The sequence below is a fragment of the Brevundimonas sp. NIBR10 genome (genome assembly GCF_027912515.1).
Taxonomy (GTDB): Bacteria; Pseudomonadota; Alphaproteobacteria; order Caulobacterales; family Caulobacteraceae; genus Brevundimonas.
The window spans coordinates 1,744,233-1,770,219 of the sequence record NZ_CP115464.1; the positions used below are offsets into that span (position 1 = coordinate 1,744,233).

Genomic DNA, 25,987 nt, shown 5'->3' on the forward strand with positions numbered 1-25,987 from the left:
GGGAAGCGTCAGTTGATCCGGCGCGGCGCGAACCAGCCGTCGTCGGTCTTCTGGACCGAGCCTGCGACGGCCAGAACGGCCAGAACGCGTTCGATCCGGAGAGCGGCCCGATTTGTCGATCGAACGACGAACCCGCGGGCCAGCGACCTGGGCTGCATCGGTCGACCCGCTTGACGCAGCATCTCGAGAAGAGCGGTGGCCATGGCGTCGTCGGCGGCGGGCAGGGGCGGGCCGACCTCGCTGAGCGAAAGGGTGGTGCTGACCTCCAGAGGCTCAGGCGAGCCCGTCCGACCACGCTGATAGGCCGGCCTAAGCCAGTTGACCCGTCCCTCCCGCTCATCCGCCGCAGCAGCCTGATTGAGGGCCGCGAGCCGGGTGACGATCGCTTCTTCCCCGATATCCTGAGGCCAGCCGTAGGCTGCGAGCACGGCCGCGTCGAGCCGGGTATGCAGATGGTCGATCAGGCCGACACACCCGCGTTGATGGACATCACGCTGCGCCGCCGACATCGTGCCTGCCTGGCCGACGAGGCCTCTGGCATTGTAGAGGCCCGTCATCGTCAGGTCGCCGTGCCGGTCCAGGACCTCCGCCCGCAGGCGATCCAGATCTTTGGCCAGGACCGCGATATCTTCGCGCGCCTTTACTGACGGGCTAGGGAAGGCGAACCGCTCGAAGCAGGCGGTCTTGGCGTAGACGGGTCGGTCTTCCAGCAGGCCTCCCGTCGCCCGTGCCCAGGCGAGGTGTACGCTGGACGACAGCACCCCCAGAACGAAAGGGTCGTCGGACGCCACGCAAACGAGCCGGTTGTCCGGCAGAACCTGCTTGTCGAGGAACCGGAACCAGCGATGCTTGCCGGTCTCGACCGTCACGATGTAGCGCTCGAGCCCCTCCAGAGCGAGCCTCAGCTCCCGGCGTGGTTCACCGAGAATCCACCAGGCATCCCGATATCCGGACCTCGCGTTTCGGTCCCTGTCCGGCTTCACTGTCTCAAGCAGGTGCTGATAGATGCCCGAATGGCGTCGCCTGACGGCCGCTTCGTCCCAGCCGAACAGGTCGATGACTTCTACGGCACGCGGTCGATCGGTGAGGTCGCGGCCGTTCCGGTACTGTCGCATCGGACTTTCGGTGCCGGCATCAGATGACTCCAGCAACTGTCGCGCCTTGGCAGCCTCGACGATGAAGCCGGTGCCCATCAACTGAACCCCGCGCGAGGCCAGGCCTTCGTTGGCCCGAAGTGCGACCGCCGTCGTCACATCCGCCCCGATGCCCAGGTCGGACCGGATCAGCCCCTCGCGCTCCTGGTAGACAGGACCCGCATCGGGTTCGGCGATGACGGTTCGCAGCCGTCCACGGCCTGTCGGCCTGCCCTTCTCGACTACCGTCATGGCGACCCGGACCGCAGCGGCGTCAGGCCCCCTGAGCCAGGGATGGTCCGGAACGGCGAAAGCCAGACGCATTGGCACCGGGCCATTGAGGTGATGCTCGACCACACGCCGCGAGAACGTCTGCGTGACCGAGTTTGTGGTGATGAACCCGAAGCGCCGCAGCCGTGAGTTCGGGGTGACCAGGATTTCGGCTGCCCTGTCCCACCACCGCATCACCAGGTCTGCAGATCGAAAGCGGCCCGGACTGAGCGCCCTCAGGGTATGGACGTAGACGTCACCCAGTTCACGTCGCTGGGCCTTGGCCCCCATGAACGGAGGATTGCCGATGATGAAGTCCGCTTCCGGCCAGGCAGAACGGCCGTGCCGTCCAGGCTGGAGATCGCGCGCGGGCTTGTCGGGGTCACAGGCGATCAGGGCGTCACGGGTGCGAATGGCCCCGAAATTCCTCAGAACCGGGTCGGAGGGCTGGGCTCGTCCATGGGGCCGGAACTGCCACTGGAGGTGACCGATCCACCTGACCATTTCCGCGATGGCGGCGGCTCTGCGGTTTTTCTCGAGGCCCAGGAACTGGCCCGGGCCGACCATGACGCCGTCGAGGTCCAGAGCTTGTCTGTCGTCTCCCAGTTCGGCCAGAACGGACAAGACCTCGGTCTCCAGCGCCTTCATCAGGTCCATGGCGACATAGAGAAAATTACCCGTCCCGCACGCCGGGTCCAGGACGCGGGTTGCACAGAGTGACTGGTGGAACCGTCGAACGCCGGCACGAGCGGCGCGCACATTTCCCTTCTGGTAGTCGGCGATCGCCAGGGCCTCCACCCCTTCCCACTCACGACGCAGCGGTTCCATGACCGTAGGCTCGACCAGAGCTTCCACGAAGGGACGGGGCGTATAGTGGGCTCCGAGTTCGGCCCGCTGGCCGGGCTCGAGCGCCTGCTCCAACAGCGAGCCGAAGATCGCCGGTTCGACCGACCGCCAGTCACGCTGCCCTGCCTGGATCAACTGTTCCAGTTCGGGTCCCGTGATCTCGACAACGGCGTCCTTGCGAAACAGTCCGCCGTTAAAGCGTCGAAGATCGCGCCGGATCGCAGGGCAGTGTCCTCCCTGATCCATGGTTCGGAAGAAGATCTGGGCACCGTGATGGAACTGGTGAGGACGGTCACGATACGCCTCCATCAGTCGCAGGAAGCCCCGTTCCTCGATCAGGCCGACACTGTCGGCGAACATGGCGAACAGGCATTGCATCATGAAGGTCGCGACCTTGTCATCCCAGGCCGCCTGATGGATCGGATCGACGCGACCGTCGGCCCCTCTGGGTGCCCGAGCGCCGATCGATCGGATGAGCGCGGCCAAAGGCGTCGAAATCGCGGTCGTGACCCTGGCAGCCTTGCGGGCCGGATCGAGCGACAAGGGATCGGTCCATACTGCAGCGAGCCACTTGCGAACCTCGGGATCAGCGAGTTCGTTGAGTCCGATCCGATGATGGGTCCGATCCGGGAAAGGCACATAGGTCTTGCCCTGCCGAGCGAAGTCCGACCACAGCTCGATCGAGCGGCCGACATCGACGATGACGAGGAACGGCGGCCATTCGTCGAGCGCCTTGGCGTAGCCCTCCGCCTGCTTTTTGGCATGACGCATGAGGCGATCAACCGAGGCTGGCGAAGTGGGTGCGCACCGACCGCGGCGCATCATCCGCAGTTGAGGTTCAGGATCCAGCGCTCCGCCGCCCATCCGCTTGTCAGACTGCTTTGCCTCAAGGACAAAACTGCCGCGCCGGTAGCAGTCGATGAAGCCGGTGTGGGAGTTGCCGTCGTCATGTCGAAACCGCACCGCGCGCTCGTAGCCGTAGTCCCGGTCGCCTGGCCTGTCGTCGTCTGGAGCGGGAACGCCGAGAACGCGGCATAGCTGGGACACGAAGCTCTGATACTGAGCGCGTTCGCTGACTGAAGCTGTGCTCCAGTTCGCGATGAAGGCGTCGGCGTTCATGACTGATCCCTCGTGAGGGACCAGAATTACACCTTAGGCGGTACTATACAATCTTAGATAGATTAGACTTGAAGCGGTACCCGTCTCAGCTTCGCCAGATCGGCCGAGCCGGTGCAAAAGCAGGCCGTGCTCAACTGTCGGATAACGGTCTGGAAATGGGCGACGACGGCTTCGGTCGAGACGGTGGCGGCGTCCAGAACCCCTGCCGCCTGACCCACGATGTCGGCGCCCAGGCGAATAGCCTTGGCGGCGTCGAGGCCGTTGCGAACGCCGCCGGAGCCGATGATGACGGTGTCGGGGCAGGCGGCGCGCACTTCGGCGATGGCACGGGCAGTCGGTATGCCCCAGTCGGCGAAGGCCAGGGCGTGTGCCTTGTCGGACGGCTCGGTGGCGCGTTCGCCCTCGATCAGGCCCCAATTGGCGCCGCCCGCCCCGGCGACGTCGAGGGCGGCGACGCCCATGTCGATCAGGCGTCGGGCGGTCGCGGCCGAGATACCGGCGCCGGTTTCCTTGACCACGACGGGCGCATCCAGACCGGCGATGAGGGCCGACAGGGCCGCGCCCACACCGCGCCAGTCGCGATCGCCCTCGGGCTGACAGGCTTCCTGAAGCGGGTTCAGATGCACGATCAGGGCGTCCGCGCCGATCATCTCGATGGCGCGACGGGCTTGGTCGAGGCCGAAGCCCCGGACCAGCTGGGCCGCGCCGATATTGGCCAGCAGGGGGACGTCGGGGGCGCGGCGACGGAGACCGGCGTCCAGGCCGGAGGCCCCGCCGTTCTCGAGGGCGCTGCGCTGGGAGCCTACGGCGAGCGCGATGCCGAGGTGCTGGGCGGCCTCGGCCAGACGGGCGTTGATCGCCTCGGCGCGGGAGGGGCCGCCGGTCATGGAGCTGATCAGCAGGGGGGCCTTCAGCCGATAGCCGAGGAAGTCGGCCCCGAGGTCGATCGCGGCGTGGTCCAGGTCCGGCAGCGCCTCATGCACAAAGCGGATGGCGTCGAAGCCCGCATCACTGGCGTGGCGACCCCGTCCGGACAGGACGACGTCGAGATGCTGGTCCTTGCGATGGGTGGTGGCGTCGTCGCTCATCCGATGACCTTAGCGACCTGTGGTCACGGTTGGAACGGGGCGCGACGGCGCGTAGTGTCGCGAGCATGGTCGCCCTCTGGTTCACCCTGATCGTTCTGGCCGTCTTCTTCTTCATGGAGGGGGCGGCTTGGTGGACGCATCGCTATGTCATGCACGGCTGGGGCTGGGGCTGGCACCGCGACCACCACGAGCCGCATGACAAGGCTTGGGAGAAGAACGACCTCTATGCCGTCGTCGGGTGCGTGCTCGGGATGGGGCTGTTCTTCGTGGCGATGTTCACGGGATCCTGGCCGGTGCGGGCGGTGGCGACGGGGGTGACGCTTTATGGGGCCGTCTATCTGTTCGTGCACGACGGGCTGGTGCATCAGCGGTGGCCGTTTCACTGGATGCCGGCCAATGGCTATGCGCGGCGGCTGGTCCAGGCGCACAAGCTGCATCACGCGGTCCAGACGCGCGAGGGAGCGGTGTCGTTCGGGTTCGTGTTCGCGCCCGACCCTCAGCGGCTTAGCGCGATCCTGAAGGCCCGGCGGGCCGAGCGGGCGAATCTGCCCGGGATGGTTTCGGACACCGAAGGGTCGTGAGCGCGGCGCGCCAGACGGCGATCGGGCTGGGTCTGGCCGCTCTGATCGTCGGCGGATGGGTCAGCCTGCACGTCTGGGCCGTTTTCTTTCATCGCCTCGAAGGCTGGGGCGTGGCCGCGGCGCCTGTGCTTATCGCGGTTCAGAGCTGGCTTGGGGCCGGGATGTTCATCGTGGCGCACGACGCCATGCACGGCGCCCTGGCGCCGGGCCGGCCGCGCGTGAACGCGGTCGTGGGCCAGGCCTGCGTCGGGGCCTATGCGGCGTTTTCGTTCCGCAAGCTGAACGTCTGTCACCACCAGCACCACCGGACGCCGGGGGTTGAGGGCGATCCGGATTTCCATGCCGCGGATCCCACGCGGTTCGGGCCGTGGTTCCTGGGCTTCTTCCTGCGCTATTTCGGGTGGCGGGAGTTCGCGATCGTGACGGCTGTGCTGCTGGCCTATCTGTGGCTGGGGGCGAGGTCGGCGAACCTGATCCTGTTCTGGGCGGTGCCGGCGATCCTGAGCGCGCTGCAGCTGTTCGTGTTCGGGACGTGGATCCCGCATCGGCATCAGCGGGAGGGCGTCTTTCCGGACCACCACAATGCGCGCACCCTGCCCATGCCGTGGATCCTGTCGCTGCTGACCTGTTTCCATTTCGGGCGGCACCACGAGCACCACCTGTCGCCCTCGACGCCGTGGTGGCGGCTGCCTCAAGTGAAGGTCTGACGGCTCAGACGCGGGTCCAGAGGTCGGGCCGGGCGGGAGCGGGATGGCCGCGGTCCAGCGTCTGGGTCCAGATGGCGATCAGGGCACCGCGACCGAACAGCCACAGCTTCATCGCCTTGCCCACCGAAACGCGCTTGTCCCAGGCGTCGGGGCCCCGCCGGACGACCTTGCGACCGATCTCGCGATAGACGCCGCGCGCCGCCGCGATCGCCATGGATGAGCGGAAGGGCAGGCCGCGCAGGCCGTCGCGGGCGCTGTCGTAATAGGGTTCGGCCACGGCCAGCAGGCGCTGGGTGACGCCATGCACGGCGGCGCGGTTGGCGGGATCGGCGACGGCGGCGGCGGTCGGTTCGAGCCCGGCCTCGATAAGCCAGTCCGCCGGCAGATAGACCCGCCCATCCTGAGCGTCCTCGATGACGTCGCGCGAGATGTTGGTCAGCTGGAAGGCCAGACCCAGGTCCTGGGCGCGGCGCAGCACGGCCGTGTCGGTGACGTGCATCACCCTCGCCATCATCACCCCCACGACGCCCGCGACGTGCCAGCAATAGGTCAGGACATCGTCGATGGTCCGATACTCGCGATGCTCGACGTCCATGGCGAAGCCGTCGAGCAGGTCCAGCGGCCAGCGTTCCGGCAGGCGGTGACGCAGGGCCACGCGCTGAAACGCTGCGAAGGTCTGGTCATCCATGGCCTCGCCGGCCAGGGCGCGGCGGGTCTGGTCATAGAGGCGGGCGAGGCGGCGCTGCTGCTCCTCGGGCAACAGGTTCTCGTGGCCGAAGCCGTGGTCCTGGCCGTCGATCTCGTCGTCGCAGCGGCGGCACCAGGCATAGAGCAGCCAGGCGTCCTCGCGGACCTCGGCGTCGAACAGGCGAGAGGCCGAGCGAAAGCTCTTGGACCCCTTGACGATCGAGGCCTTGGACGCGGCGAGGACGGCGTCGGTCATGCCTTCGCCCCTGCCAATCCCGCCTGTTCCAGCATCAGCCCCGCCGTCGCCTTGGCCGATCCGACCACGCCGGGGATGCCGGCACCGGGATGGGTCCCTGCGCCCACGATATAGAGGTTGTCGATGACGTCATCGCGATTGTGCGGCCGGAACCAGGCGCTCTGGGTCAGGATCGGTTCCAGCGAGAAGGCGCTGCCCAGGTGGGCGTTCAGGTCGTCGCGGAAATCGAAGGGGGTGTAGATGCGGGTCGTCACCAGGTCGCGCCGCAGGTTGGGGATGTAACGTTCCTCGAGATAGTCGAGGATCTTCTCGCGATAGAGCGGCCCCTGGACCTCCCAGTCGATGTCGGCGGCCCCCAGGTGCGGCACGGGCGACAGGACGTAATGGCTCGACATGCCTTCGGGTGCCATGCCGGGGTCGGTGGCGCACGGGTTGTGCAGATAGAGCGAGAAATCTTCGGGCAGGGTCGGTCCGCCGAAGATCTCGGCGATCAGTTCACGGTAGCGGGCGCCGAAGCAGATGGTGTGGTGGGCCAGCTGCGGCTGGGGCGTGCTAAGCCCGAAATGCAGCACGAACAGTGACATCGAGAACCGCTTCGACTTCAGCGATTTCGCCTTGGCCTTGCCGCGCGGGGTGTCGCCCAGCAGGCGGTCGTAGGTCGCGACCACGTCGGCGTTGGAGGCGACCATGTCGGCCGAGATGGCCTGGCCGTCCTCCAGCACGACGCCAGTGGCGCGACCGTCCGAGATCTCGATGCGCTCGACCGGGGCGTTCAGCAGGACCCGGCCGCCGAGGTCCTCGAACCCCTTGACCAATCCGGCGATCAGGGCCCCGGTGCCGCCTCTGGCGAACCAGACGCCGCCGCGCCGTTCCAGCGCATGGATCAGGGCGTAGACCGAACTGGTCTTGAACGGATCGCCGCCGACCAGGAGGGTGTGGAAGCTGAAGGCCTGACGCAGGTGCGGGTCCTGGATGTAGCGGGCGACCATGGCGTGGACGCTGTTCCAGCTTTCCAGTCGGGCCAGTTCGGGCGCGGCCTTGATCATCGACCAGAAGGACTGGAAGGGCACGGCACCGAGCCGGAGGTAGCCCTCCTGATAGAGGTCCTCCGAATATTTGTGAAAACGATCGTAGCCCGCGACGTCGGCCGGGTTGAAGGCCGCGATCTGACGCTCCATCGCGACCTGATCGTCGTTGTAGTCGAACGCCGCGCCGTCTTCCCAGCACAGGCGATAGAAGGGATCGACCGGGAGAAGCTCGACATAGTCAGCCAAGGTCTTGCCTGTGCCCTCGAACAGGTCGGTCAGGCAGTCGGGGTCGGTGATGACCGTGGGGCCCGCGTCGAAGGTGAAGCCGTGCTCGTGCCAGACGTAGGCGCGGCCGCCGGGCTTGTCGCGCTTCTCGACCAGGGTGGTCTGGATGCCAGCGCGTTGCAGACGAATGGCCAGGGCGATGCCGCCGAACCCGGCGCCGACCACAACCGCACGCTTGGCTGCGACGTCTCTCACAATGAGGCTCCGGCGTGGGTGTCTCTGAGTTGTCGCATGGCTTTTCCGATCGGCACAGGCGGTTTTCCGGCCAGAATGCGGGCCTTGTCCAGCGTCGTGCTGTGCCCTGCGTAGAAGCGCCGCACCACACCCTCCGACAGACCGTAGAAGCGGCGCAGGACCCGCCACCTCTGTGACGGTTCGGCGGCGCGGAACAGCATCCGGTTCAACAGACGGTAAAAGGCGCGATCGGCCCACAGCGCCTTGGACCGCGCCTCGGTCGCCTTGCGCAGGGCGGCCGAACTCAGATCGGGCAGGGCGGCGATCATCCGGGCCATGGCGACCGCGTCGGGCAGGGAATAGCCGGTCGTCGGATGAAACAGGGCGGCGGCCAGGCCCGTGCGGGCGACGGGCGATCCCTCTGCCCAGAAGGCGTCGATGTCGCCGCCCAGGGCGATGGGCAGGACGCCCTGTTCCTCGGCCATCACCGCCTCGATGGTCCAGCCGCGCGAACGGGCATAGGCGTCGATGCGGCGACCGATCAGGGCGGGGTCGAGTGCGGGCGTGTCGGCGTAATAGGTGTCCTCGACCATCACAGTATGGGCGTCGAACGGCAGCAGATAGACGAAGCGATAGGCGTCGCCCTGACCCACGGTGGCGTCCATGATCGTGGGCCGGGTCAGGCCGTGGGGCCGGGCAAGACGAAGGGTGCATCCTACGAAGACCTGCCAGCCCAGGTCGAGGTGGGGCGTCGCCGTTGGGCCCCGCGCATCGATGACGCCGGGCGCTCGCAGGGTCCGGCCGTCAGCGAGGGTGACGTGGCCAGGCGCGATCTCGACCGCTTCGCCCGCGATCAGCCGGTCGCCGAGCAGGGGGGCGACGACGGCGTGGAGGCGTTCCGAGGTCAGGCTGTTGTAAGGCGTCTTCAGCGAGCGGCTTAGGCCCGGGAAATAGACGTCATAGCCTTCGGGCCAGCGATGCGGGGTGGCCGGGGCCAGCCAGGCGCGGTCGGCCTCGGACAGGTCGCCGTCGAAGAAGGACCATGTGTGGTTCCCGCCCAGCTGCCCATCGCGCTCGATCACGGCGAGACCAACCTCGGGACGGTCCAGCGCCAGCCGCCAGGCGATCAGGGCGGCGGACAGGCCGCCGCCGACGAGGATCAGATCAAAAGCCGGATCGGGGACGGACATGGGGACGGTCTAGCACGTCGCCGGCCGTTCGCGCCGCCCGATCACTCAGACGTTCAGCGCCTCGACGCCGGGCAGGGGCTTGCCTTCCATCCATTCCAGGAAGGCCCCGCCGGCGGTGGAGACGAAGGTCATGTCGTCCACGACACCGGCGTGATGCAGGGCCGCGACCGTGTCGCCGCCGCCGCCGACCGCGATCAGGACCCCGGCCTTGGCCAAGGCCGCGGCATGATGGGCGACCGCGACCGTGGCGACGTCGAACGGAGGGACCTCGAACACGCCCAGCGGCCCGTTCCAGATCAAGGTCTTTGACGCCGTCATGGCATCGACCAGGCGGGCGACGGTGGCGGGGCCGGCGTCCAGGATCTTGTCATCGGCCGACAGTGGCTGGCCCGCAGTGACGGGGCGGCTGTCGGCACCCGGCTTGACCTCGGTGGCGACGATGAAGTCGACAGGCAGCAGGATTTCGCAACCCCGGGCTTTCGCCTCGGTCAGGATTTCCAGCGCGGTCTCGGCCATGTCGCGTTCGGCCAGCGAGCCGCCGATGTCGACGCCTTGCGCAAACAGGAAGGTGTTGGCCATGCCACCGCCGATGGCCAGCCGGTCCAGCTTGCCGACCAGGTTCTTGAGCAGGTCGAGCTTGGTCGAGACTTTCGATCCTCCGACGATGCCGATGACGGGCTTCTTCGGATTGCCGAGCGCGGCGTCCAGCGCCTCGAGCTCGCGCCGCATGGATTCACCGGCATAGGCCGGGATCAGGTGGGCGACGCCTTCGGTCGAGGCGTGGGCGCGGTGGGCGGCGGAAAAGGCGTCGTTGACGTAGATGTCGGCGATGTCGGCCAGCTGGGCGGCGAAGGCCGGGTCGTTCTTTTCCTCACCGGCGTGGAAGCGGACGTTCTCCAGCAGGATGACGCCGCCGGCGTCCAGATCGGCGATGGCCGCCTTGGCCTCATCGCCCACACAGTCGTCGGCGAATCGGACGGGGGCGCCCAGCAGATGCTCCAGGTCATCGACCACGGGCTTCAGGCTCATCGACGGCACGACCTTGCCCTTGGGGCGGTCGAAATGGGCCAGCAGGGCGACCCTGGCCCCGGCGTCGCGCAGTTTGGCGATCGTGGGCAGAGCGACGCGCAGGCGGGTGTCGTCGGTGATCTTCCCATCTTCCATCGGCACGTTGAAATCCACGCGGACCAGGGCGGTCTTTCCCGCGAGGGAACCGGCGTCGTCGAGGGTGCGGAAGGTCATGCCAGTCTCGGAAGCGATGATGGTTGAAAAATCAGATGCCGTCGCCGGGTTCGTATCGGCGGTAAACAAGATGAGCGAGGAGCGGCGGTCGAGGAGCGCTGGTGACCTCAATGCGGTCGTCGATCATTGAATCCACGTAGTGAGAAATCAGCTCAGTTCCCGCGAGTTGGATGAGTTCGATCTCATGGTCGCTTGGCGGTTGTTCGAAGACGGCAAGGCCCCGGATGGTCTTGCCGTCCTCTTCAACAGAGAAGGCCCGTAGATTGGGTGTGACGTGCCCGAGTAGCGCCTGTTGAGCGGCGAGGCGCAGATGGATCGGCGCCTCGACTGTCATCAGATCAGCTTGCTCATCACCAGCGCCGTGTCGGCCATCCGCGTGGCGAAGCCCCATTCGTTGTCGTACCAGGTCAGGACGCGGGCCAACTTTCCATCAACCACTTGCGTCTGGGGCAGGGCGGCGGTGGAGGAGGCGGCGATGTGGTTCAGGTCGGTGGACACCAGGGGATCGGTGGTCACGGCCAGGACGCCCTTCATGGGGCCATCGGCGGCGGCTTGCAGAGCGGCGTTGATTTCCTCGACGGTGACTTCGCGACCGGCGACGACCTTCAGATCGACCACCGAGACGTTCGGCGTCGGTACGCGGATCGACGAGCCGTCCAGCTTGCCCTTCAGTTCCGGCAGAACCAGGCCGAGCGCCTTGGCGGCGCCGGTCGAGGTCGGGATCATCGACAGGGCGGCGGCGCGGGCGCGGTACAGGTCCTTGTGCATCGTATCCAGCGTCGGCTGGTCGCCGGTGTAGGAGTGGATCGTGGTCATATAGCCGCGCTCGATGCCGAACAGGTCATGCAGAACCTTGGCGACGGGGGCCAGGGCGTTGGTGGTGCAGGATCCGTTGGAGACGACGATGTCTTCACCGGTCAGGACGTCATGGTTGACCTTGTAGACGATGGTCTTGTCGGCACCGTCGCAGGGGGCCGAGACCAGGACGCGCTTGGCACCGGCGGTCAGGTGGGCCGAGGCCTTTTCCTTGGTGGTGAAGATGCCTGTGCATTCAAACGCGATGTCCACGTTCAGTTCGGCATGAGGCAGTTTGGCCGGGTCGCGTTCGGCCGTGACCTTGATCTTGCCGGTGCCGACGTCGATCCAGTCCTCGCCGGTCGTCACCGTGCCGGGAAAGCGGCCGTGGACGGAATCGAAGCGGAACAGATGGGCGTTGGTCTCCACCGGGCCCAGGTCGTTGATCGCCACCACCTCGATGTCCGTGCGACCATGCTCGACGATCGAGCGCAGGACGAGACGGCCGATGCGGCCAAAGCCGTTGATGGCGACGCGGACGGTCATGGGCGGGTGCTCCTGAGGTTGGGATTTTTTCGTTGGGCGCTTCAATGGAGCGAGCGCGCGTCGGGATCAACCCCGCAAGCGTAACAAGGCGTGATCGATTGTGTCGCCAGACAGCAAAACGCCCGGCTGGCGAACCAACCGGGCGTCAAGTTCGGGCGCTAGGCGAGATCCTACTTGATCTTGCCTTCCTTGAATTCGACGTGCTTGCGGATGACCGGGTCGTACTTGTTGACGACCATCTTCTCGGTCTTGGTACGGGCGTTCTTCTTGGTGACGTAGAAGAAGCCGGTGTCGGCGGTCGAGTTCAGGCGAATCTTGATTGAAGCTGGCTTGGCCATCGGAATTACCTTTGCGACGGCGAAAGCCGCTAAAAATGAGAGCGGCGGAACATACTCAGGAACGCCCGGAAGTCAACGGGCACTGCACCGTCTTGAACCGGCGCGGTTCGCGGCCCAGTCTGGGCGGATGAAAACCGCGATCGCACTGGCCGTCACCCTCCTTGCCCTCATGGTGCCGAGCCTCGCAAGCGCCCAGACGCCGACGCGCGACGCCTTCTTCGCCAACCTGTCGACCCTGTGCGGCCAGAGGTTCGAGGGGCGGGTGGTGACGACCGACGCCGCCGACGCCGACTTCGCCAGCCAGCGCCTGACGATGCACGTCCGGGACTGTTCCGCCGACGAGATCCGCGTCCCCTTCGCCGTGGGTGAGGACCGATCGCGCACCTGGGTCATCACGCGGATGGGCGACGCCCTGCGGCTGAAACACGATCATCGCGGCACCGACGGAAAGCCCGACGGCCTGCACTGGTACGGCGGGATGACGACTGCGCCGGGGACCGCCGAACGGCAGGAATTCCCGGTCGATGCGTGGTCGGTCGAGCTGTTCAACGCCTGGGACGCTCCGGTCTCGACGACCAATGTCTGGGCGGTCGAGGTTCATCCGGGGCGGATGTTCGCCTATGAACTGCGCCGCGCGAACCGCAACTTCCGGGTCGAGTTCGACCTGACCAAGCCTGTCACGAACTAACCACGGCCCAATTCGTCAGCGGCCTTACGGTGGCGCAGGCCGGTCCGCCGTCCTTCGCCCGACCCGGCAGGGTGACGCCCAGGATCGCGCCGGATCGGGCCTGAGCCAACATGTCGGCCGGGATGTCGTGGACGTCGATCTTGGCCCGGCGCGAGACGCAAGTCTGGCCGTCACCGGCCTGGCCACCGATGGCGATATAGATGAAGCGCCGCGTCGGCCCCTCGCGCCGCACGAACGGCCCGGTCAGGCGGCCGTCCTCCGACAGCTTGACCGGCACATCGAAGGTCAGGGGCGCGTCGGTCGCGATACAGGCGTTCACCGGAGCGGATTTCTGATCCTGCAGACTGTAGTGCAGGCCCGCGACCGGGTCGGCGGTGGTCAGGCGCAGGATGATCTCGGCAGGCATCGGCCTATTCCCGGGTGATGATGTGCTGACCCTTGATCATGCGGACGAAGGGCGGGATCCGATCAGGTTGCGCGCGCCGCTCGGCCGCCTCGCCCAGGATCAGCCGGGTGATGGCGGGCAGGGGCAGCGCCAGCGCCTCGGGCAGGGACAACCATGCGATCTCGTCCAGCTCACCGGAACCCGCTGTCGGCTCGGGCTTCAGGAGGGCCGAGACGTCGGCCATGAAGAACCGCGCGTCGAAACGGCGCGTCCGGCCGGGCGGGGTGATGGCCCGCCCGGCATAGGTCAGGGCGGCGAGATCGGGCAGGGCACCGATGGCCCGGAATTCCCGCCACGGTCCGGCGACGGCGGCGGGCGGCGCCGGCTCGGCCAGCATCAGGCCGGTCTCCTCGAAAGTCTCGCGCACAGCGGTCAGGGTCAGAGCGCGGGCGCGACGGGCAGGGACCTCGCGCTGGAGGCGGGTGAGGGCCTCGGACGACGGGTCGGTGGCTGAGGCGGCGGTGAAGTCCGACCGGTCGATGCGCCCGCCGGGAAAGACCCATTTGGAGGCCATGAAGACATGGCCCTGAGCGCGCCGGCCCATCAGCACCTCAGGTGCCTTTGCCGCGCCGCGAAACAGGATCAGGGTTGCGGCATCCTTGGGGCGCAGGCGGGGTCCGGCAACGCGTGGCGCGTCGGCAAGGTCCTGGGCTGCGTCGAACGGTTGGGCGGCGGGGTTCACCTCTTTCAGCTAGCCCGTTTTCGCGCTCGTCCCAAGAGTGGTGTTTGGCGCGGACCGATCCGGGTCAGCCGCCCGCGTCCTCCGAGGAACCTTGAGCGATTGCGGCGATCTGGTTCTGAAGCGCCTGCCGAACTTCCGGCGAACATTCGCCAGGCGAAACGGCGGGTGCATCCTGCGGCAACGGAGCGTTCGAAACGATCAGGTCCTCGACGAGGCTGGATGCAGCGGCCCGCAGCGGCGGCTCCTCGATCCCGCTGACCGCGCTCCTGGCGAGGCCGGCGGCATCGACATCCTGCCATCCGCAGGTGGCGGCCGCCTGCTTCAGGGTCTGTGCGGCGCGGATGCCCTGGACGACCTCGGGGTTGCTGGCCTCCAGAGCGGCCAGCGCGGCGTTGCGGCCGGCCTTCTGAACATCGAGCTCGCCGCATGCAGCTGTGGCGAGGAGGCCGATCACGGGGAGGACGATGAAAGAATGCATGATGAAGCTCCCTTGAACGAACGATGCCGGGCTAACGCGCACGAACCGCTTGCGAAAGCGCGACCCTTTGCCTCCGTTCGCGGACGGGCGAGCGAACTTAGTGACGATCAACGCCGCTTGCCTTTGCGGACGCCCTTCAGCCCGCCGGAGGGCCGCCCGCCCGACGGCGGCTTGGGGCCGCCCGGCCTCGCCTTACCGCGCTTGGGGAAGGACGTCCCGCCGGGGCCCCGGTCGCGGGCGCGGACGCCCAGGCGGGGTGCCGCCGCGTTCGGGTCGCGCGGTTCTGGGTCGGAAAGCATCTCGAACAGCAGGCCGCCGGTGATGGGCGTGGCCTCCTTCAGCCTGACCTCGACCATCCGGCCCAAGGTGAACCGCTGGCCCGAGCGTTCACCGACCAGGGCGTGGGCGCGGTCGTCGTGGGTGAAATACTCGTTGCCGAGAGAGGACACCGGCACCAGGCCGTCAGCCCCCGTCTCGTCCAGTCGGATGAACAGGCCGAAGCGAGTGACGCCGGTAATCCGGCCGGTGAAGGTCGCGCCGACGCGGTCCTCCAGGAAGGCGGCGACGTACCGGTCCATGGCGTCGCGCTCGGCGGCCATGGAGCGGCGCTCGGTCAGGGTGACCTGTTCGGCGATCGACTGGAGCTCGGCGATTTCCTTGTCGGTCAGGCCGTCGGAGCCAAGGCCCAACGCTCGGATCAGGCCCCGGTGCACGATCAGGTCGGAATACCTGCGGATCGGCGAGGTGAAGTGGGCGTAGCGGTCCAGGTTCAGGCCGAAATGGCCCAGATTGTCGGGCGAATAGTGGGCCTGCATCTGACTGCGCAGGACAACCTCGTTGACGACGTCGGCGTGGGGGGTGTCGCGGGTCTCGTCCAGCAGCTTGTTGAACCGCTTGGTGGTCGGGGCCTCGCCCTTGTTCCAGGTCTTGCCGATCGTGGTCAGGAAGTCGGCCAGGTTGAAGACCTTTTCCTGGCTGGGCGTCTCGTGGACGCGGAAGATCAGGGGCGTCTTCTTCTGTTCCAGGGTCTCGGCGGCGCAGACGTTGGCCTGGACCATCATCTCCTCGATCAGCCGGTGGGCCTCCAGCGACTTGCGCGGCACGATGGCGGCGATGCCGCCGTCCGGAGCCATCAGGATGCGGCGTTCGGCGGACTCAATCTGCAAGGGACTGCGCTTGAGCCGCCCTTTCAGCATCGTGTGATAGGCGTTCCATAGCGGATAAAGGATCGCTTCCATGATCGGGCCGGTGGTGTCGTCGGTCCCGCCGCCGTTCTCGACGCCGTCGATGGCCGACTGCGCCTGCTCGTAGCTAAGCTTGGCGTGGCTGCGCATCAGGCCGCGGTGGAATTTGTGGCCGATCTTCCTGCCCTGCGCATCGAAGACCATGCGGACGGCCAGGGTCGCGCGGTTCTCGCCCTGCTTCAGACTGCACAGGCCGTTGGACAGCCGCTCGGGCAGCATGGGCTCGACGCGGTCGGGGAAATAGGTCGAGTTGCCTTTGGCGCGGGCCTCGCGGTCCAGAGCCGTGCCGGGGCGGACATAGGCGGCAACGTCGGCGATGGCGACCCAGACGATCCAGCCGCCGGGGTTCTTCTCGTCTTCGTCGCGCTGGGCATAGACGGCGTCATCGTGGTCGCGGGCGTCGGCCGGGTCGATGGTGACGAAGGGAATGTCGCGCAGGTCATCGCGGCCCTTGAGCGTCGGCAGGTCCTGATTCTCCGCCTCCTTCTCGACCGTGTCGGAGAAGCCGGTCGGGACGCCATGCGCGTGGATGGCGATCAGGGAGGCGGCGCGGGGGTCGTCCTCCTTGCCGATATGTTCCAGGATCTTGCCACGCTTGGGGCCGTAACGCTGTTCGGATTTCTCGATGGCGGCCAGCACCAGATCGCCGTCACGCAGGTCTTCCGCCAGCAGTTGCGGGATGATCAGCACGTCCTTGGAGCGACGATCGACAGGCTCGACGCGGGTCTCGCGGTTGGACTTGCGAATGACGCCCAGGACGCGGTTGTTGTCGCCGTCGAGTTTCTTGACCATCCGGGCTTCCCAGCCCTCGGCGGCCCGCTCGAACTTGACCAGCAGCCGGTCGCCCATGCCCGGCGCCGGCCCGACCTTGCCGGTCTTGTCGGGGACCAGAAGAGCCCGGGGCGCGTCCTTGGAAGCCTCTACCAGGCGGACGTACATCTCGCCGTCGGCGTCCCGCTCGACCACATCGACCACGCCGACCGGGGGGAGGGTGCCGGTCTCGGAAAAGCCCTTTCGGCCCCGCTTGCCGAGTTTTCCCTCGGCCTCCAGTTCGCGCAGCATCTCGCGCAACAGCCGACGCTCGTTGCCTTTCAGCCCGAAGGCGCGGGCCAGGTCGGACTTGTCCGCCTCTCCGGCCTCGCGCAGGAAGGCGAGCAGGGCTTCCTTGTCGGGAAGGCCAGAGGCGGGCTTCTTGGGGGTCTTTGTCATTTAGACTTTCATGCCGAGGTCTCGGCGGGATTGATGCAGGCAACTCCCATAGTTGCCGCCGCGCGGGCCATGCCGCGATCAAATGTCAGGAGGGTCATCCCAAGTCGGTCGGCAGCGGCAATGTGGATTGCGTCAGGCGCGCGCAAAACTATGTCAGGGTTGCGGACGAGTTGACCCGCTGTGGAGATGTCGTTCGGAACAGTTCCGACCGATTCGGCGAATTCCGCCGCCCATTCATCCAGTCGGGCGAAGTCACTCGCCAGCAGGACGGCGCTACGATTGCTCGCCCGGCCTTTTGCAGCAATGGCTGCAGAGGCTTCGGCGATGGCGAGGTCGCTGACGCAGGAGACGTTTCTCGCGGGATCCAGGAAATGAGTTAGGAGCGCCCGGGTCGGTTCGTTTCGGACGATCGCCACCAGGATGCTAGCGTCCAAATAGACAGGCACTAAAGGTCGCCATCGCGCATTCTGCGGACCACTTCCACCCCCGACCAGCCCTCGGGCGGCACCTCGATTGGGCGAGCCATGAACTCTGCCCATTTCGCCTGGCGCTCTTCCAACGTCAGTTTCGGTCGTATCGGCGTCATCGCCTTCAACTCGGCGATCGGTTTGCCGTGGCGCGTAATGGTGATGCTTTCGCCCGCTTCGACCCGGTCGAGCAGGTGGGTGAAGTTGTTCTTGGCTTCGGCGACGCCGTAGCTGGCCATGATCGCTCTCCGATTATGGCCATAAGTATAGCCATTTTTGCCGCGCTTCGCCAGTCAGGCGATGATGTCGGGCAGGATGCGGCTTTCGATCTTCACGATCTCGTCGCGCAGCAGCAGCTTCTTGCGTTTCAACCGGGCGATCATCAGCTGGTCGGGGATCGGCATATGGTTCAGCGCCTCGATGGAGGCGTCGAGATCGGCGTGCTCCTGGCGCAGCAGCTTGACCTCCGCGTGGAGCGCCAGCTCGTCTTCGGACAGGAAAGGTTCGTCGTCGTTCATGCGCAGGCCCTGACTCGCGCGATCATAGCCGAGGCGGCCTCAGGCCGGAAGGCGTTCGGCGAGCGCGATCAGCGCCTGGCGCGGCACGACGCGGTCCCAGACGCGCGCGACCTCGGCCATGCCGTCCAACGCGGGCCCGGCGGTCCCGGTCGTCGGCGGAGCGAGGGCTTCCAGATCGGCCAGCAGGCCTCTTTCGGCCTCAAGCTCGAGCGCCTTGACCTGTTCGCGCAAGGCCAGGCGGGCCACCGAATTCATGTCGAGGATTTGGGCTTTCAGCGTGACCCGCACCTTGCGCAGCGGGCTTATGGCGGCATGGTCCCAGGCGCGGGCGGTGTCGCAGGCGGCTTCCAGCGCGTCTGCGTCCGGGCGTCGCCCCGTTCCGGCGCACCAGGCAGCCCAGAGCAGCAGGGGCACGTTCTGGCCGTTGACGTCCTGAAGCTGAAGGCAAGCCGCTGCGACGCCCGGTGTCGCATAGGCAGCAACGGCCCAGTCCCACAGGCCCGTGTCGTTCATTCCGCGTCGGCCGAGGGCTTCAGCCCGCCCCACCGACGCACAGCCGACCAGTCCAGCCCGAACAGGTCCAGCGCGCGGCCCACCGACTGGTCCACCATCTCGGCGATCGAGGTGGGATTGGCGTAGAAGGCTGGCACCGGTGGCGCAATCACCGCGCCCATCTCGGCCAGGGCCGTCATGGTCCGCAGATGACCAAGGTGCAGAGGGGTCTCGCGCACCATCAGAACCAGCGGCCGTCGCTCCTTCAAGACCACATCAGCGGCGCGGGTCAGCAGGGTCGAGGTCACGCCGGTGGCGATCTCGCTCATGGTCCGGACCGAACAGGGTGCCACGATCATGCCCAGCGACCGGAACGAGCCCGAGGCGATGGTCGCGCCGACGTCGTTCAGCCGGTGCGACACGGTGGCGCGGCCCATAAGGTCGTCCGGGGTCAGATCGGTTTCCTGGGACAGGGTCAGCAGGGCCGCACGGGTGACGACCAGGTGGCTCTCGACGCCCAGATCGTTCAGAGCGTCCAGCACCCGCACGCCGTAAGTCACGCCGGACGCACCCGAAATTCCCACGACAAGGCGGGGCGGAAGGTTCCGTACGGCTCCGTTCACATCATGGTCCATATTGGCGCTCAGCCTGTCCCGGTCCGGAGCCCGTTAACACCCTGTTGTCGTCACGGACTCGTGATTCCACAGACCGGCGTTCCGGGCGCTCACTACCTGGTCCCTTAGACATGGAGGCGCAAGCCATGACCATCGAAGCTCGTATCCGCGAACTGGGAAACCGTCACCGTCTGCTGGATGAGACCATCCAGCGGGAGGTGCATCACCCCGCCGTGGATCCGTTGCAGGTCAGGGAGCTGAAGCGAAGGAAGCTCCGGCTCAAGGAGGAAATCACCAGTCTCGAGGCCCGGGCAGGTTAGCCGGGGCCACCCGCGTCGAATGAATGGACGGCCCCGGTGGAGACACCGGGGCCGTTGCCATTTTCAGTCTAGTTACGCGTACCGAACACCGAGGCCGCCGTCGGCTCGGCGGTGCGGCGCTCGGCAGCCTCGGGGACGAACTCGGGCTCGGCGGGTTCGGCCTCGACGGGCTGGATCGTGTCGCCGCCCTTTTTGGCGTCGTCCTTGTTCTTCTTGGCGGCGGCCTTGGAGACCAGGTCGTCGAGCGCCAGCTGGCCGACCAGGCCCAGGGTCACCGGGTCGACCGGCTTGATCTGGGGGCTGTTCCAGTGGGTGCGATTGCGCACGCTCTCGATCGTGGATTTGGTGGTGCCCAGCAGCTTGGCGATCTGGGCGTCGGTCACCTCAGGGTGGTTGCGCACGAACCAGGCGATGGCGTCCGGGCGGTCCTGGCGACGCGAGACCGGGGTGTATTTTGGCGGCGCCTTGTGGGCCTTGAGAAGTTCGGCGTGGCGGCTGACGATCGCCTTCATGCGGTAGTCTGCGTTGTTCTGGGCCTTGTCGAGCTCTTCGCGGGTCAGCTGACCGCCGGTGATCGGATCGACGCCGCGAATGTCGCGGGCCACGTCGCCGTCGGCGATGCCGCGCACTTCGAGCGGATGCAGGCCACAGAAGGCGGCGATCTGCTCGAAGGTCAGGGAGGTATTGTCCACCATCCAGACCGCGGTGGCCTTGGGCATGAGGATGTCGGTCATGGGCGTTTGTCCCGGTGAATTTCGGCCCGTTCGCGGGCGCTGGATACGACGGCGCCCGACCTTTCGGCCGGGCGCGATGGTCGAGGTATAGGCCGTTTCGTCAGAAAAGAAAACGTTGACCGTCACGCGTCTGAAACGGACATACAGCACAGGTTCATGTTCGGGGATGAACACTGGTCGTCCAGGCGCGTTGTGCGTCTTTAGGGATTGTTCTGGAGGGAACGCGATGTTGATTCAAATGAGCGCGGCGGCTGCCGCCATGGCCCTGCTGGCCCCCCAGCAGTTCGCGGCACCCGAGGGCGGGCAACAGCGGGTCGCACCGCGCGGCAGCTATGCCCAGACCTGCTCGGGCGAGTACGTCAACCAGGGCCGCCTGTACGCCGACTGCCAGGACACCCGCGGCAATCTGCGCGGCACCTCGATCGAGCTGGCCCGCTGCGCCAACAGCGAAATCGGCAACATCGATGGTCTGCTGGTCTGCGGCAGCTTCCGTGGCGACTACGAGCGGGGCAACGGCGGCGGCAACAACGGCGGCGGCGGTCGCCCCGGTGGTGGAGGCAATAACGGCGGCGGCTGGGGCGGCAACAACGGTGGCAACAACGGCGGTGGCTGGGGTGGCAACGGCGGCAACAATGGCGGCGGTTGGGGCGGCGGCAACAACAACGGCCGCGACTCGGTGACCGTCTATCGCGACGCCAACTTCCGTGGACAGTCCCAGACCTTCTCGGGTGAGATCTACAATCTCGGCAACTCCGGCTTCAACGACGCCATCAGCTCGATGCAGTTCCGGGGCACGTGGGAAGCCTGCACCGACTCCAACTTCCGCGGTCAGTGCCAGCAGTTCGACGGTTCGGTCTCCAACCTGGACCGTTGGGGCCTGAACGACAGAATCTCGTCGATCCGCCCGGTGCGGCGCGGCGGAGGGGGCTGGTAAGCCTAGACCTCCAGAACCACCTTGCCGACATGGCGGCCCGCTTCCAGATGGAGGTGGGCCGCAGCGGCCTTGGCCAGCGGAAAGATCGCCTCCACCGGCGGCCTGACAGCGCCTGACGCCACCCACGGCCAGACCGTCGCCTCGACCGCCGCCGCCAGCCGCGCCTTTTCGTCGGCAGGACGCGCCCGCAGGGTGGAGCCGGTCAGCACGATCCGCTTCATCATCACCTTCGACAGATCGATCTCCGACCGCGCGCCCGAAAGCGTGCCGATGACGACCCATCGACCGAGGGGCTTGAGCGCGTCGAGATTGATCCGCGCATAGTCGGCTCCGACCATGTCTAGAACCACATCGACCCCGCCGGCCTCGGCCAGCGCCGCCGCGACGTCGTCGACCGAGGCGTCAAGGCTGATGTCGGCCCCCAAGGCCAAAGCGGCGGCCGTCTTGTCCGGGCCCCGAGAGGTGGCGATCACCCGGGCACCGGCGGCCCTGGCCATCTGGATCGCCGTCACCCCGATGCCGCTGGTCGCCCCATGGATCAGCAGGGTCTCGCCGGCCTTCAGCCCGCCCGCCTCGAACACATTGGCGAAGACGGTGAAGACGGTTTCCGGCAGGGCGGCGGCCTGGACGAAATCCATGCCGTCGGGGATCGGCAGGACGTGCCGGGCATCGACGACAGCATACTCCGCATAGCCACCTCCGCCCAGCAACGCGCAGACCCGGTCGCCAAGCCGCCAGCACCCCACGCCGCCAGAGCCGTCATCGGCGCCGATCCGGTCGATCTCCCCGGCGACCTCGAGACCCAGGATGTCCGGTGCGCCGGCCGGCGGCGGGTAACGGCCCTGGCGCTGCAACAGGTCGGGGCGGTTGACCCCGGCGGCGCGAACCCTGATGCGAACCTGACCCGGACCGGGCTCCGGATCGGGACGTTCGGCGAGCGTCAGCGCCTCGGCGGGGCCGGAGCCGCCCTTGATCTCGATGACCTTCATGGGCGAGCTACCTTGCATTCATGCCGCGACAGGCGCTGAAATAGGGGCTCACACGGAGCATGGCCACAGGAGCCGGTGATGACGTTTGAAGATCTGGAGCCCCGCGTCGGCCGCGGCGCGACCCTGACGGCGCTGGGCCGCGAAGACCTCGACCTGTATTCGGTTCAGGAACTGGACGAACGGATCGAGGCCCTGAACACCGAGATCGAACGGGCCCGGTCGGCCATTGCGGGCAAGCAGGCCAAGAAGAGCGCCGCCGACGCCCTGTTCAACTTCGGTGCCTGACGAAGCTTCGCACACCGCCGGTACGCTGGCACGGGGGTTGCAGCCCAGGACCTCAGGGGCCGTCACGGGCCGAAAATCGATACGGACGCGCGCGCGGTTTCATGAGTATTATGGCCTTTATGACGACTGACGCTGCCCTGCCCGACATGCGGTCCCGCGCGGCCGAGATCCGCGACTTCGCGCGCTCGGAGCTGTTCGACCGCACCTTTGCCGAGGGGATGGAGCTGGTCGAGGATATCGCCGCCTATCTGGACGGTGACGGGCGGCGCGAGTCCAAGCTCCTGTCGCGCGCGGCGGCCCTGGCCTATGCGGCCGAGAGCATGAAGTTGACGACCCGGCTGATGCAGGTCGCGTCCTGGCTTCTGGTCCAGCGCGCGGTGCGCGAAGGCGACATGGAGCCCGACGCCGCCTGTGATCCGCGCTACCGCCTGACCCCCCGCTCGGCGGATGCCGAGCCCAGCCATGCCGACCTGCCGATCGCCCTGGTCGAATATGTGGTCCGCGCCGAGAAGCTTCACGACCGGGTGCTTTACCTCGATCGCCGGATGTATCTGGACGCGCCGGTGGAGGAGCCGGTGAACCCGGTCCTGAGCCAGCACGGCATGCTGGAAGCGGCGTTCAGACTTTAACGCCCGTTTTTCCGCAAGGGCGAAGGGCGTTCACCCCAGCGCCGCCTCGTAGATTTCCGGCTTGAACCCCACGATCCGCCGGTCGCCCAGGTCCAGGATCGGCCGCTTGATCATCGACGGCTGGGCCAGCATCAGATCGACGGCCTTGGCCGCATCGATCCCCGCCTTGTCCGCCTCCGGCAGCGCCCGAAATGTCGTGCCCGACCGGTTGAGCACCGTCTCCCACCCATGCTCGGCCACCCAACCCTCGATCGCCGCCCGATCGACGCCCGCCTTCTTGTAGTCATGGAAGACGAACGCCACCCCGCGCCCGTCCAGCCAGACACGTGCCTTCTTGACGGTGTCGCAGTTGGGGATGCCGTAGAGGGTGTGGGTCATGGAAGTCTCGAATGTCTGCTTTGCGCGGATGCACCCATAGCGGCTTTCGACCCACAGTCTATTCGAGCTTCGCTGGGGCTAGGAGACCTTGTCCTCCTCAGCCCGTCTCCGCTTCTCGGCCTCGATCCGCATTCCCACTTGAACCGCAGGGACCATGGCAAGACAGGCGACGACCAGAATCAGAGGGCCGAACGGCCAGAAGAACACCAAGATGCCCGTCACGGTGATTGCGGCGCTGATCCACACCTTCCAACCAAGAGCCCGGAGGTAGGCGAAGAAATCCCGAACGGCCATGGCCTAGCTTAACCCACAGCGGGTCCTACTTCCAACGCAGACGGCCAAGCAGCATTTCCGCTATCCGGCCCGATGTCTTTGACGAACTCCGACCATGAGGGGACGCAGAGAAGGTCCGTTCTTCCTCGTAGCTGCGAACGAACCGCTAAGGTACGACCGAGGTGGGCACCTTTGCTCGCTTTGCTTTAGCTGTTCTTCGCTAGAGACACACAAGGCACTTCGCTGGCCGTCCAGTCGAAATCATAGGTGGCCGGCACGGTCTCCCCGCTGCCAACGGACGCCCTTCGCGCAGAGGGATTGAACGAGATCCAGCCCATGCTGTTGTCAAACGCAGCAATCCGTTCGTTGTCACGCCGCGCGGTGCTCGCATCGATCTCTGGCCGTTCGATGCGCGATCCCCGGACCATGCGTATGGATCCATCGCGCAGTTCCCATGCGCGGTAGTAGTTTCGCCCGAAGAGACGAGTATTAAAGCTCTCTGTCGATGACCACTGATTTGCCCGGGTTGAGTCTGGCAGTCGAACTGTCGTCACGTGGCAGGTGTACTCCGGCGCCGTATAAAAAGGCGCTGTCTGGTCCTGATCCGCCGCCCGCACCCTTCGCTCTGGTGGGCTGAACCCGCCACCTGGAAGCGACAGCGACTTCGCCCCACTGCCGTCATCGTCCCAATCGATCGTTCTGGTGCCGCTGATCGTGAGGATGCTGGCACCCGCTCCTTGATCATAGCGCCACTGAACATCCTCGATCGTCTCCCAGGCATCGCCGCCGGCCTGCTGACGGAAAACATCCAACAACTGTCCGGTCGATACTGCGGAAAGTTGCATGTAGGTTTGCAAGCCTTTCACGCCACGGACGATTTCTGTCGACACAACCCTTGCCGGCTCATCAAAGCCGGAGCGCGCGTCGATCTCGTACAGGTTTATCTGGTCGGGCGTAGTCGCAGGTTGCCATGCAATGTTCTGAAGTTCACTGCCCCGCTCAGTGAGCGGCAGGACCCAGCTAACAGGGAACACCGGTCGGGCGCTAGGCGAGGCCACCGGCGGGAGCGTGCCGTCCAGCCAGTAATCAACCCCCTCGATGTGCGCGCGCACAAGCACATGATCGAAGTATTGTGGGACCGGGAGACGCTGATCGAGGCCATCATCGGCACCGCTCGAGTTCACAAGCACGGGCTCCGCATCAATTCCCAACTCGCGAAGTAGCGCCAGCAGCAGTGCGGTCTTGCCCTTGCAGTCACCATAGCGGCGGTGCCAGGTTTCATCGGCCGGGGCCGGTGTCAGATTTCGGCCATCAAGACCCACATAGATGTATCTCACGTCCTGCTGAACCAACTTCAGTGCGGCGCCGGCGCGATCAAGAGGACTCGTTTGCGCGGTAGCGATGCGGCCGGCCTCACGCTTGATCGGAGAATCGGCGTCAAGCGTTGCGGCTCTCCCGTAGAGGGGCGCGAAATGCCGCGAAAGAGCCGGCCAGTCGGCGAAGTCCGTATATTCGACAGCGCGTTGCCAGTGATAGCGCGCCGGTGCGTCTCTCGGCGGCGACAGGCCGGCCGGATTGTCGAAGCGAAAGTCGATTGCGCGTTCGCCCGCCGTCATCGCCGCCGTCATGTCGTCGGTCATTTTCAAGTTGGGCTCGTGACCCTGGTCCCAGCTTAATCCAAGGCGGTACCGGCCCGGCGACGGATTGGGCGTGAGCGCTAGAAGACCTGCTTCGTAGCGCCCTAGCGTGGGGTCGTTCGCGAAACTGGTGAGGTTCACCTCCAACTCGTCGCCCACTCGAAGGTCGGGGATGCGAAGGATCGCCGTCAGCGTCCCATCGAGCTTCGCCATTTCCAACTGGTCTTCGCGTCGTAATATCTCGAAGGATGAGTCCTTCAGAACATCGATGACCTGATTATCGCGGAACAGCTTGATCTCGTGAACGATCGGCGCATCGGAACTAGGGTTCCATGCTATCGATATGTTACCAAGCTGAAGCGCGCTCGCTTGTAATATTTTGACGTGATATCCAAAGTACTGCGCCTGACCTTGCTGGCTCAGGTGTATTTCCATGTCCTGGCGACGGATGAACACCGGGCCGCTGACGTTTTCTGGTATCAAGAGGGGTGTCGACGGTGTAGCCCATGCGGGAGCGGGGCCTCGAAGAACTTGTTCGGACTGCGCGTATGCAGAACTTGCGACAAAAATAGACGCCAAGATTGTTGCTGAAACACGCACCGCTTTTCCCCGCTCCGCTTCGCGCCATTGTGGCGCAAGCGCCACCACTTTCAAATGGCGCTTGCCGCCTGCGCAAGCAAAAGTAG

The 25,987-nt window shown here is 66.3% G+C and carries 30 protein-coding genes; 7 read left to right on the forward strand and 23 right to left on the reverse strand.

Features of this window, described 5'->3' with window-relative positions; translation table 11 throughout:
* Nucleotides 1-8 precede the first annotated feature (8 nt).
* The gene (locus O5K39_RS08555; RefSeq protein WP_271146852.1) at nucleotides 9-3,368 is read right to left on the reverse strand and encodes a DNA methyltransferase; all 3,360 of its coding nucleotides are present in this window, start codon (nucleotides 3,366-3,368) and stop codon (nucleotides 9-11) included.
* 62 nt (nucleotides 3,369-3,430) lie between these two features.
* The gene (gene fni, locus O5K39_RS08560) at nucleotides 3,431-4,456 is read right to left on the reverse strand and encodes a type 2 isopentenyl-diphosphate Delta-isomerase (protein WP_271146853.1); all 1,026 of its coding nucleotides are present in this window, start codon (nucleotides 4,454-4,456) and stop codon (nucleotides 3,431-3,433) included.
* Between the two features lie 65 nt (nucleotides 4,457-4,521).
* Between fni and O5K39_RS08565 the strand changes: the two genes are divergently transcribed.
* On the forward strand, nucleotides 4,522-5,037 hold the full coding sequence (locus O5K39_RS08565) for a sterol desaturase family protein (protein WP_271146854.1): 516 nt from the start codon (nucleotides 4,522-4,524) through the stop codon (nucleotides 5,035-5,037).
* The gene (locus tag O5K39_RS08570; RefSeq protein ID WP_271146855.1) at nucleotides 5,034-5,744 is read left to right on the forward strand and encodes a fatty acid desaturase; all 711 of its coding nucleotides are present in this window, start codon (nucleotides 5,034-5,036) and stop codon (nucleotides 5,742-5,744) included. Before O5K39_RS08565 ends, O5K39_RS08570 begins: the two co-directional genes overlap by 4 nt.
* A gap of 4 nt (nucleotides 5,745-5,748) precedes the next feature.
* On the opposite strand, the gene O5K39_RS08575 is transcribed toward O5K39_RS08570, so the two are convergent.
* The 7 genes from O5K39_RS08575 to rpmG form a co-directional block, all read right to left on the reverse strand.
* On the reverse strand, nucleotides 5,749-6,687 hold the full coding sequence (locus O5K39_RS08575) for a phytoene/squalene synthase family protein (RefSeq protein ID WP_271146856.1): 939 nt from the start codon (nucleotides 6,685-6,687) through the stop codon (nucleotides 5,749-5,751).
* Nucleotides 6,684-8,195 carry a phytoene desaturase gene (locus O5K39_RS08580; protein ID WP_271146857.1) on the reverse strand — a complete coding sequence of 504 codons (1,512 nt, stop codon included), beginning with the start codon at nucleotides 8,193-8,195 and terminating at the stop codon, nucleotides 6,684-6,686. Before O5K39_RS08580 ends, O5K39_RS08575 begins: the two co-directional genes overlap by 4 nt.
* Nucleotides 8,192-9,364, reverse strand: a complete 1,173-nt coding sequence (gene crtY, locus O5K39_RS08585; RefSeq protein ID WP_271146858.1) for a lycopene beta-cyclase CrtY — start codon at nucleotides 9,362-9,364, stop codon at nucleotides 8,192-8,194. Before crtY ends, O5K39_RS08580 begins: the two co-directional genes overlap by 4 nt.
* A 45-nt stretch (nucleotides 9,365-9,409) precedes the next feature.
* Complete coding sequence (locus O5K39_RS08590) at nucleotides 9,410-10,606, reverse strand: phosphoglycerate kinase (protein ID WP_271146859.1); 1,197 nt, start codon at nucleotides 10,604-10,606, stop codon at nucleotides 9,410-9,412.
* 31 nt (nucleotides 10,607-10,637) lie between these two features.
* The gene (locus O5K39_RS08595; RefSeq protein WP_271146860.1) at nucleotides 10,638-10,940 is read right to left on the reverse strand and encodes a hypothetical protein; all 303 of its coding nucleotides are present in this window, start codon (nucleotides 10,938-10,940) and stop codon (nucleotides 10,638-10,640) included.
* On the reverse strand, nucleotides 10,940-11,947 hold the full coding sequence (gap, locus tag O5K39_RS08600; protein ID WP_271146861.1) for a type I glyceraldehyde-3-phosphate dehydrogenase: 1,008 nt from the start codon (nucleotides 11,945-11,947) through the stop codon (nucleotides 10,940-10,942). Before gap ends, O5K39_RS08595 begins: the two co-directional genes overlap by 1 nt.
* A 170-nt stretch (nucleotides 11,948-12,117) precedes the next feature.
* Nucleotides 12,118-12,285, reverse strand: a complete 168-nt coding sequence (rpmG, locus tag O5K39_RS08605; protein WP_131252530.1) for a 50S ribosomal protein L33 — start codon at nucleotides 12,283-12,285, stop codon at nucleotides 12,118-12,120.
* A gap of 127 nt (nucleotides 12,286-12,412) precedes the next feature.
* On the opposite strand from rpmG, the gene O5K39_RS08610 reads away from it, so the two are divergent.
* Nucleotides 12,413-12,973 (forward strand): hypothetical protein, encoded by a 561-nt coding sequence (locus O5K39_RS08610; protein ID WP_271146862.1) that lies wholly within the window; start codon nucleotides 12,413-12,415, stop codon nucleotides 12,971-12,973.
* Here the strand turns inward: O5K39_RS08610 and O5K39_RS08615 are convergent.
* The 9 genes from O5K39_RS08615 to O5K39_RS08655 form a co-directional block, all read right to left on the reverse strand.
* A complete protein-coding gene (locus O5K39_RS08615) occupies nucleotides 12,963-13,379 on the reverse strand; it encodes a DUF5990 family protein (protein ID WP_271146863.1) in 417 nt (138 codons plus the stop codon). The two genes, O5K39_RS08610 and O5K39_RS08615, sit on opposite strands and share 11 nt — an antisense overlap.
* 4 nt (nucleotides 13,380-13,383) lie before the next feature.
* Nucleotides 13,384-14,100, reverse strand: coding sequence for an NUDIX hydrolase (locus O5K39_RS08620; protein ID WP_271146864.1), 717 nt, complete (start codon nucleotides 14,098-14,100; stop codon nucleotides 13,384-13,386).
* Between the two features lie 64 nt (nucleotides 14,101-14,164).
* Nucleotides 14,165-14,578 carry a hypothetical protein gene (locus tag O5K39_RS08625; RefSeq protein ID WP_271146865.1) on the reverse strand — a complete coding sequence of 138 codons (414 nt, stop codon included), beginning with the start codon at nucleotides 14,576-14,578 and terminating at the stop codon, nucleotides 14,165-14,167.
* Nucleotides 14,579-14,685: 107 nt separating this feature from the next.
* Nucleotides 14,686-17,031, reverse strand: a complete 2,346-nt coding sequence (rnr, locus tag O5K39_RS08630) for a ribonuclease R (RefSeq protein WP_271146866.1) — start codon at nucleotides 17,029-17,031, stop codon at nucleotides 14,686-14,688.
* 8 nt (nucleotides 17,032-17,039) lie between these two features.
* Nucleotides 17,040-17,570: a type II toxin-antitoxin system VapC family toxin gene (locus O5K39_RS08635; RefSeq protein WP_271146867.1), complete on the reverse strand. Its 531-nt coding sequence runs from the start codon at nucleotides 17,568-17,570 to the stop codon at nucleotides 17,040-17,042.
* Nucleotides 17,477-17,737 carry a type II toxin-antitoxin system prevent-host-death family antitoxin gene (locus O5K39_RS08640; RefSeq protein ID WP_271146868.1) on the reverse strand — a complete coding sequence of 87 codons (261 nt, stop codon included), beginning with the start codon at nucleotides 17,735-17,737 and terminating at the stop codon, nucleotides 17,477-17,479. Before O5K39_RS08640 ends, O5K39_RS08635 begins: the two co-directional genes overlap by 94 nt.
* A gap of 54 nt (nucleotides 17,738-17,791) precedes the next feature.
* Nucleotides 17,792-18,016: a DUF465 domain-containing protein gene (locus tag O5K39_RS08645; protein ID WP_271146869.1), complete on the reverse strand. Its 225-nt coding sequence runs from the start codon at nucleotides 18,014-18,016 to the stop codon at nucleotides 17,792-17,794.
* Between the two features lie 39 nt (nucleotides 18,017-18,055).
* Nucleotides 18,056-18,529 (reverse strand): TIGR02444 family protein, encoded by a 474-nt coding sequence (locus O5K39_RS08650; RefSeq protein WP_271146870.1) that lies wholly within the window; start codon nucleotides 18,527-18,529, stop codon nucleotides 18,056-18,058.
* Entirely contained in the window at nucleotides 18,526-19,143 is a 618-nt protein-coding gene (locus O5K39_RS08655) for a UbiX family flavin prenyltransferase (RefSeq protein ID WP_271146871.1), read from the reverse strand. The genes O5K39_RS08650 and O5K39_RS08655 overlap by 4 nt, the downstream gene beginning before the upstream one ends.
* Before the next feature lie 125 nt (nucleotides 19,144-19,268).
* Here O5K39_RS08655 and O5K39_RS08660 point away from each other — a divergent pair, with 125 nt between their 5' ends.
* On the forward strand, nucleotides 19,269-19,442 hold the full coding sequence (locus O5K39_RS08660; protein WP_271146872.1) for a DUF465 domain-containing protein: 174 nt from the start codon (nucleotides 19,269-19,271) through the stop codon (nucleotides 19,440-19,442).
* Between the two features lie 68 nt (nucleotides 19,443-19,510).
* On the opposite strand, the gene O5K39_RS08665 is transcribed toward O5K39_RS08660, so the two are convergent.
* Nucleotides 19,511-20,176 carry a cell cycle transcriptional regulator TrcR gene (locus tag O5K39_RS08665; RefSeq protein WP_271146873.1) on the reverse strand — a complete coding sequence of 222 codons (666 nt, stop codon included), beginning with the start codon at nucleotides 20,174-20,176 and terminating at the stop codon, nucleotides 19,511-19,513.
* Between the two features lie 226 nt (nucleotides 20,177-20,402).
* On the opposite strand from O5K39_RS08665, the gene O5K39_RS08670 reads away from it, so the two are divergent.
* Nucleotides 20,403-21,110: a beta/gamma crystallin-related protein gene (locus O5K39_RS08670; protein WP_271146874.1), complete on the forward strand. Its 708-nt coding sequence runs from the start codon at nucleotides 20,403-20,405 to the stop codon at nucleotides 21,108-21,110.
* Nucleotides 21,111-21,112: 2 nt separating this feature from the next.
* Here O5K39_RS08670 and O5K39_RS08675 read toward each other — a convergent pair whose 3' ends face one another.
* Complete coding sequence (locus O5K39_RS08675; RefSeq protein ID WP_271146875.1) at nucleotides 21,113-22,099, reverse strand: NAD(P)H-quinone oxidoreductase; 987 nt, start codon at nucleotides 22,097-22,099, stop codon at nucleotides 21,113-21,115.
* A gap of 78 nt (nucleotides 22,100-22,177) precedes the next feature.
* Between O5K39_RS08675 and O5K39_RS08680 the strand changes: the two genes are divergently transcribed.
* Together O5K39_RS08680 and O5K39_RS08685 are read left to right on the forward strand one after the other, a co-directional pair.
* Complete coding sequence (locus O5K39_RS08680; RefSeq protein ID WP_271146876.1) at nucleotides 22,178-22,384, forward strand: DUF1192 domain-containing protein; 207 nt, start codon at nucleotides 22,178-22,180, stop codon at nucleotides 22,382-22,384.
* A gap of 119 nt (nucleotides 22,385-22,503) precedes the next feature.
* Nucleotides 22,504-23,013 carry a DUF1465 family protein gene (locus tag O5K39_RS08685; protein WP_271146877.1) on the forward strand — a complete coding sequence of 170 codons (510 nt, stop codon included), beginning with the start codon at nucleotides 22,504-22,506 and terminating at the stop codon, nucleotides 23,011-23,013.
* Between the two features lie 30 nt (nucleotides 23,014-23,043).
* Here the strand turns inward: O5K39_RS08685 and O5K39_RS08690 are convergent, their stop codons facing one another.
* From O5K39_RS08690 to O5K39_RS08700, 3 genes are all read right to left on the reverse strand, one after another.
* A complete protein-coding gene (locus tag O5K39_RS08690; protein ID WP_271146878.1) occupies nucleotides 23,044-23,391 on the reverse strand; it encodes an arsenate reductase in 348 nt (115 codons plus the stop codon).
* A gap of 78 nt (nucleotides 23,392-23,469) precedes the next feature.
* Nucleotides 23,470-23,685 carry a hypothetical protein gene (locus O5K39_RS08695; RefSeq protein WP_271146879.1) on the reverse strand — a complete coding sequence of 72 codons (216 nt, stop codon included), beginning with the start codon at nucleotides 23,683-23,685 and terminating at the stop codon, nucleotides 23,470-23,472.
* 185 nt (nucleotides 23,686-23,870) lie between these two features.
* Nucleotides 23,871-25,784, reverse strand: a complete 1,914-nt coding sequence (locus tag O5K39_RS08700; RefSeq protein WP_271146880.1) for a DUF3857 domain-containing transglutaminase family protein — start codon at nucleotides 25,782-25,784, stop codon at nucleotides 23,871-23,873.
* Between the last annotated feature and the right edge of the window lie 203 nt (nucleotides 25,785-25,987).

What these genes read in the sequence shown, in the direction of transcription:
- O5K39_RS08645 (WP_271146869.1), bottom strand. Translation starts at nt 18,016, where the DNA reads ATGAACGACGACGAACCTTTCCTGTCCGAAGACGAGCTGGCGCTCCAC.
- O5K39_RS08615 (WP_271146863.1), bottom strand. Translation starts at nt 13,379, where the DNA reads ATGCCTGCCGAGATCATCCTGCGCCTGACCACCGCCGACCCGGTCGCG.
- O5K39_RS08665 (WP_271146873.1), bottom strand. Translation starts at nt 20,176, where the DNA reads ATGACCGACATCCTCATGCCCAAGGCCACCGCGGTCTGGATGGTGGAC.
- O5K39_RS08650 (WP_271146870.1), bottom strand. Translation starts at nt 18,529, where the DNA reads ATGAACGACACGGGCCTGTGGGACTGGGCCGTTGCTGCCTATGCGACA.
- O5K39_RS08595 (WP_271146860.1), bottom strand. Translation starts at nt 10,940, where the DNA reads ATGACAGTCGAGGCGCCGATCCATCTGCGCCTCGCCGCTCAACAGGCG.
- gap (WP_271146861.1), bottom strand. Translation starts at nt 11,947, where the DNA reads ATGACCGTCCGCGTCGCCATCAACGGCTTTGGCCGCATCGGCCGTCTC.
- O5K39_RS08690 (WP_271146878.1), bottom strand. Translation starts at nt 23,391, where the DNA reads ATGACCCACACCCTCTACGGCATCCCCAACTGCGACACCGTCAAGAAG.
- O5K39_RS08640 (WP_271146868.1), bottom strand. Translation starts at nt 17,737, where the DNA reads ATGGCCAGCTACGGCGTCGCCGAAGCCAAGAACAACTTCACCCACCTG.
- crtY (WP_271146858.1), bottom strand. Translation starts at nt 9,364, where the DNA reads ATGTCCGTCCCCGATCCGGCTTTTGATCTGATCCTCGTCGGCGGCGGC.
- O5K39_RS08590 (WP_271146859.1), bottom strand. Translation starts at nt 10,606, where the DNA reads ATGACCTTCCGCACCCTCGACGACGCCGGTTCCCTCGCGGGAAAGACC.
- O5K39_RS08625 (WP_271146865.1), bottom strand. Translation starts at nt 14,578, where the DNA reads ATGCATTCTTTCATCGTCCTCCCCGTGATCGGCCTCCTCGCCACAGCT.
- O5K39_RS08660 (WP_271146872.1), top strand. Translation starts at nt 19,269, where the DNA reads ATGACCATCGAAGCTCGTATCCGCGAACTGGGAAACCGTCACCGTCTG.
- O5K39_RS08565 (WP_271146854.1), top strand. Translation starts at nt 4,522, where the DNA reads ATGGTCGCCCTCTGGTTCACCCTGATCGTTCTGGCCGTCTTCTTCTTC.
- O5K39_RS08695 (WP_271146879.1), bottom strand. Translation starts at nt 23,685, where the DNA reads ATGGCCGTTCGGGATTTCTTCGCCTACCTCCGGGCTCTTGGTTGGAAG.
- O5K39_RS08670 (WP_271146874.1), top strand. Translation starts at nt 20,403, where the DNA reads ATGTTGATTCAAATGAGCGCGGCGGCTGCCGCCATGGCCCTGCTGGCC.
- O5K39_RS08635 (WP_271146867.1), bottom strand. Translation starts at nt 17,570, where the DNA reads ATGGGCAGAGTTCATGGCTCGCCCAATCGAGGTGCCGCCCGAGGGCTG.
- fni (WP_271146853.1), bottom strand. Translation starts at nt 4,456, where the DNA reads ATGAGCGACGACGCCACCACCCATCGCAAGGACCAGCATCTCGACGTC.
- O5K39_RS08610 (WP_271146862.1), top strand. Translation starts at nt 12,413, where the DNA reads ATGAAAACCGCGATCGCACTGGCCGTCACCCTCCTTGCCCTCATGGTG.
- O5K39_RS08685 (WP_271146877.1), top strand. Translation starts at nt 22,504, where the DNA reads ATGACGACTGACGCTGCCCTGCCCGACATGCGGTCCCGCGCGGCCGAG.
- rnr (WP_271146866.1), bottom strand. Translation starts at nt 17,031, where the DNA reads ATGACAAAGACCCCCAAGAAGCCCGCCTCTGGCCTTCCCGACAAGGAA.
- O5K39_RS08675 (WP_271146875.1), bottom strand. Translation starts at nt 22,099, where the DNA reads ATGAAGGTCATCGAGATCAAGGGCGGCTCCGGCCCCGCCGAGGCGCTG.
- O5K39_RS08575 (WP_271146856.1), bottom strand. Translation starts at nt 6,687, where the DNA reads ATGACCGACGCCGTCCTCGCCGCGTCCAAGGCCTCGATCGTCAAGGGG.
- O5K39_RS08680 (WP_271146876.1), top strand. Translation starts at nt 22,178, where the DNA reads ATGACGTTTGAAGATCTGGAGCCCCGCGTCGGCCGCGGCGCGACCCTG.
- O5K39_RS08655 (WP_271146871.1), bottom strand. Translation starts at nt 19,143, where the DNA reads ATGGACCATGATGTGAACGGAGCCGTACGGAACCTTCCGCCCCGCCTT.
- rpmG (WP_131252530.1), bottom strand. Translation starts at nt 12,285, where the DNA reads ATGGCCAAGCCAGCTTCAATCAAGATTCGCCTGAACTCGACCGCCGAC.
- O5K39_RS08555 (WP_271146852.1), bottom strand. Translation starts at nt 3,368, where the DNA reads ATGAACGCCGACGCCTTCATCGCGAACTGGAGCACAGCTTCAGTCAGC.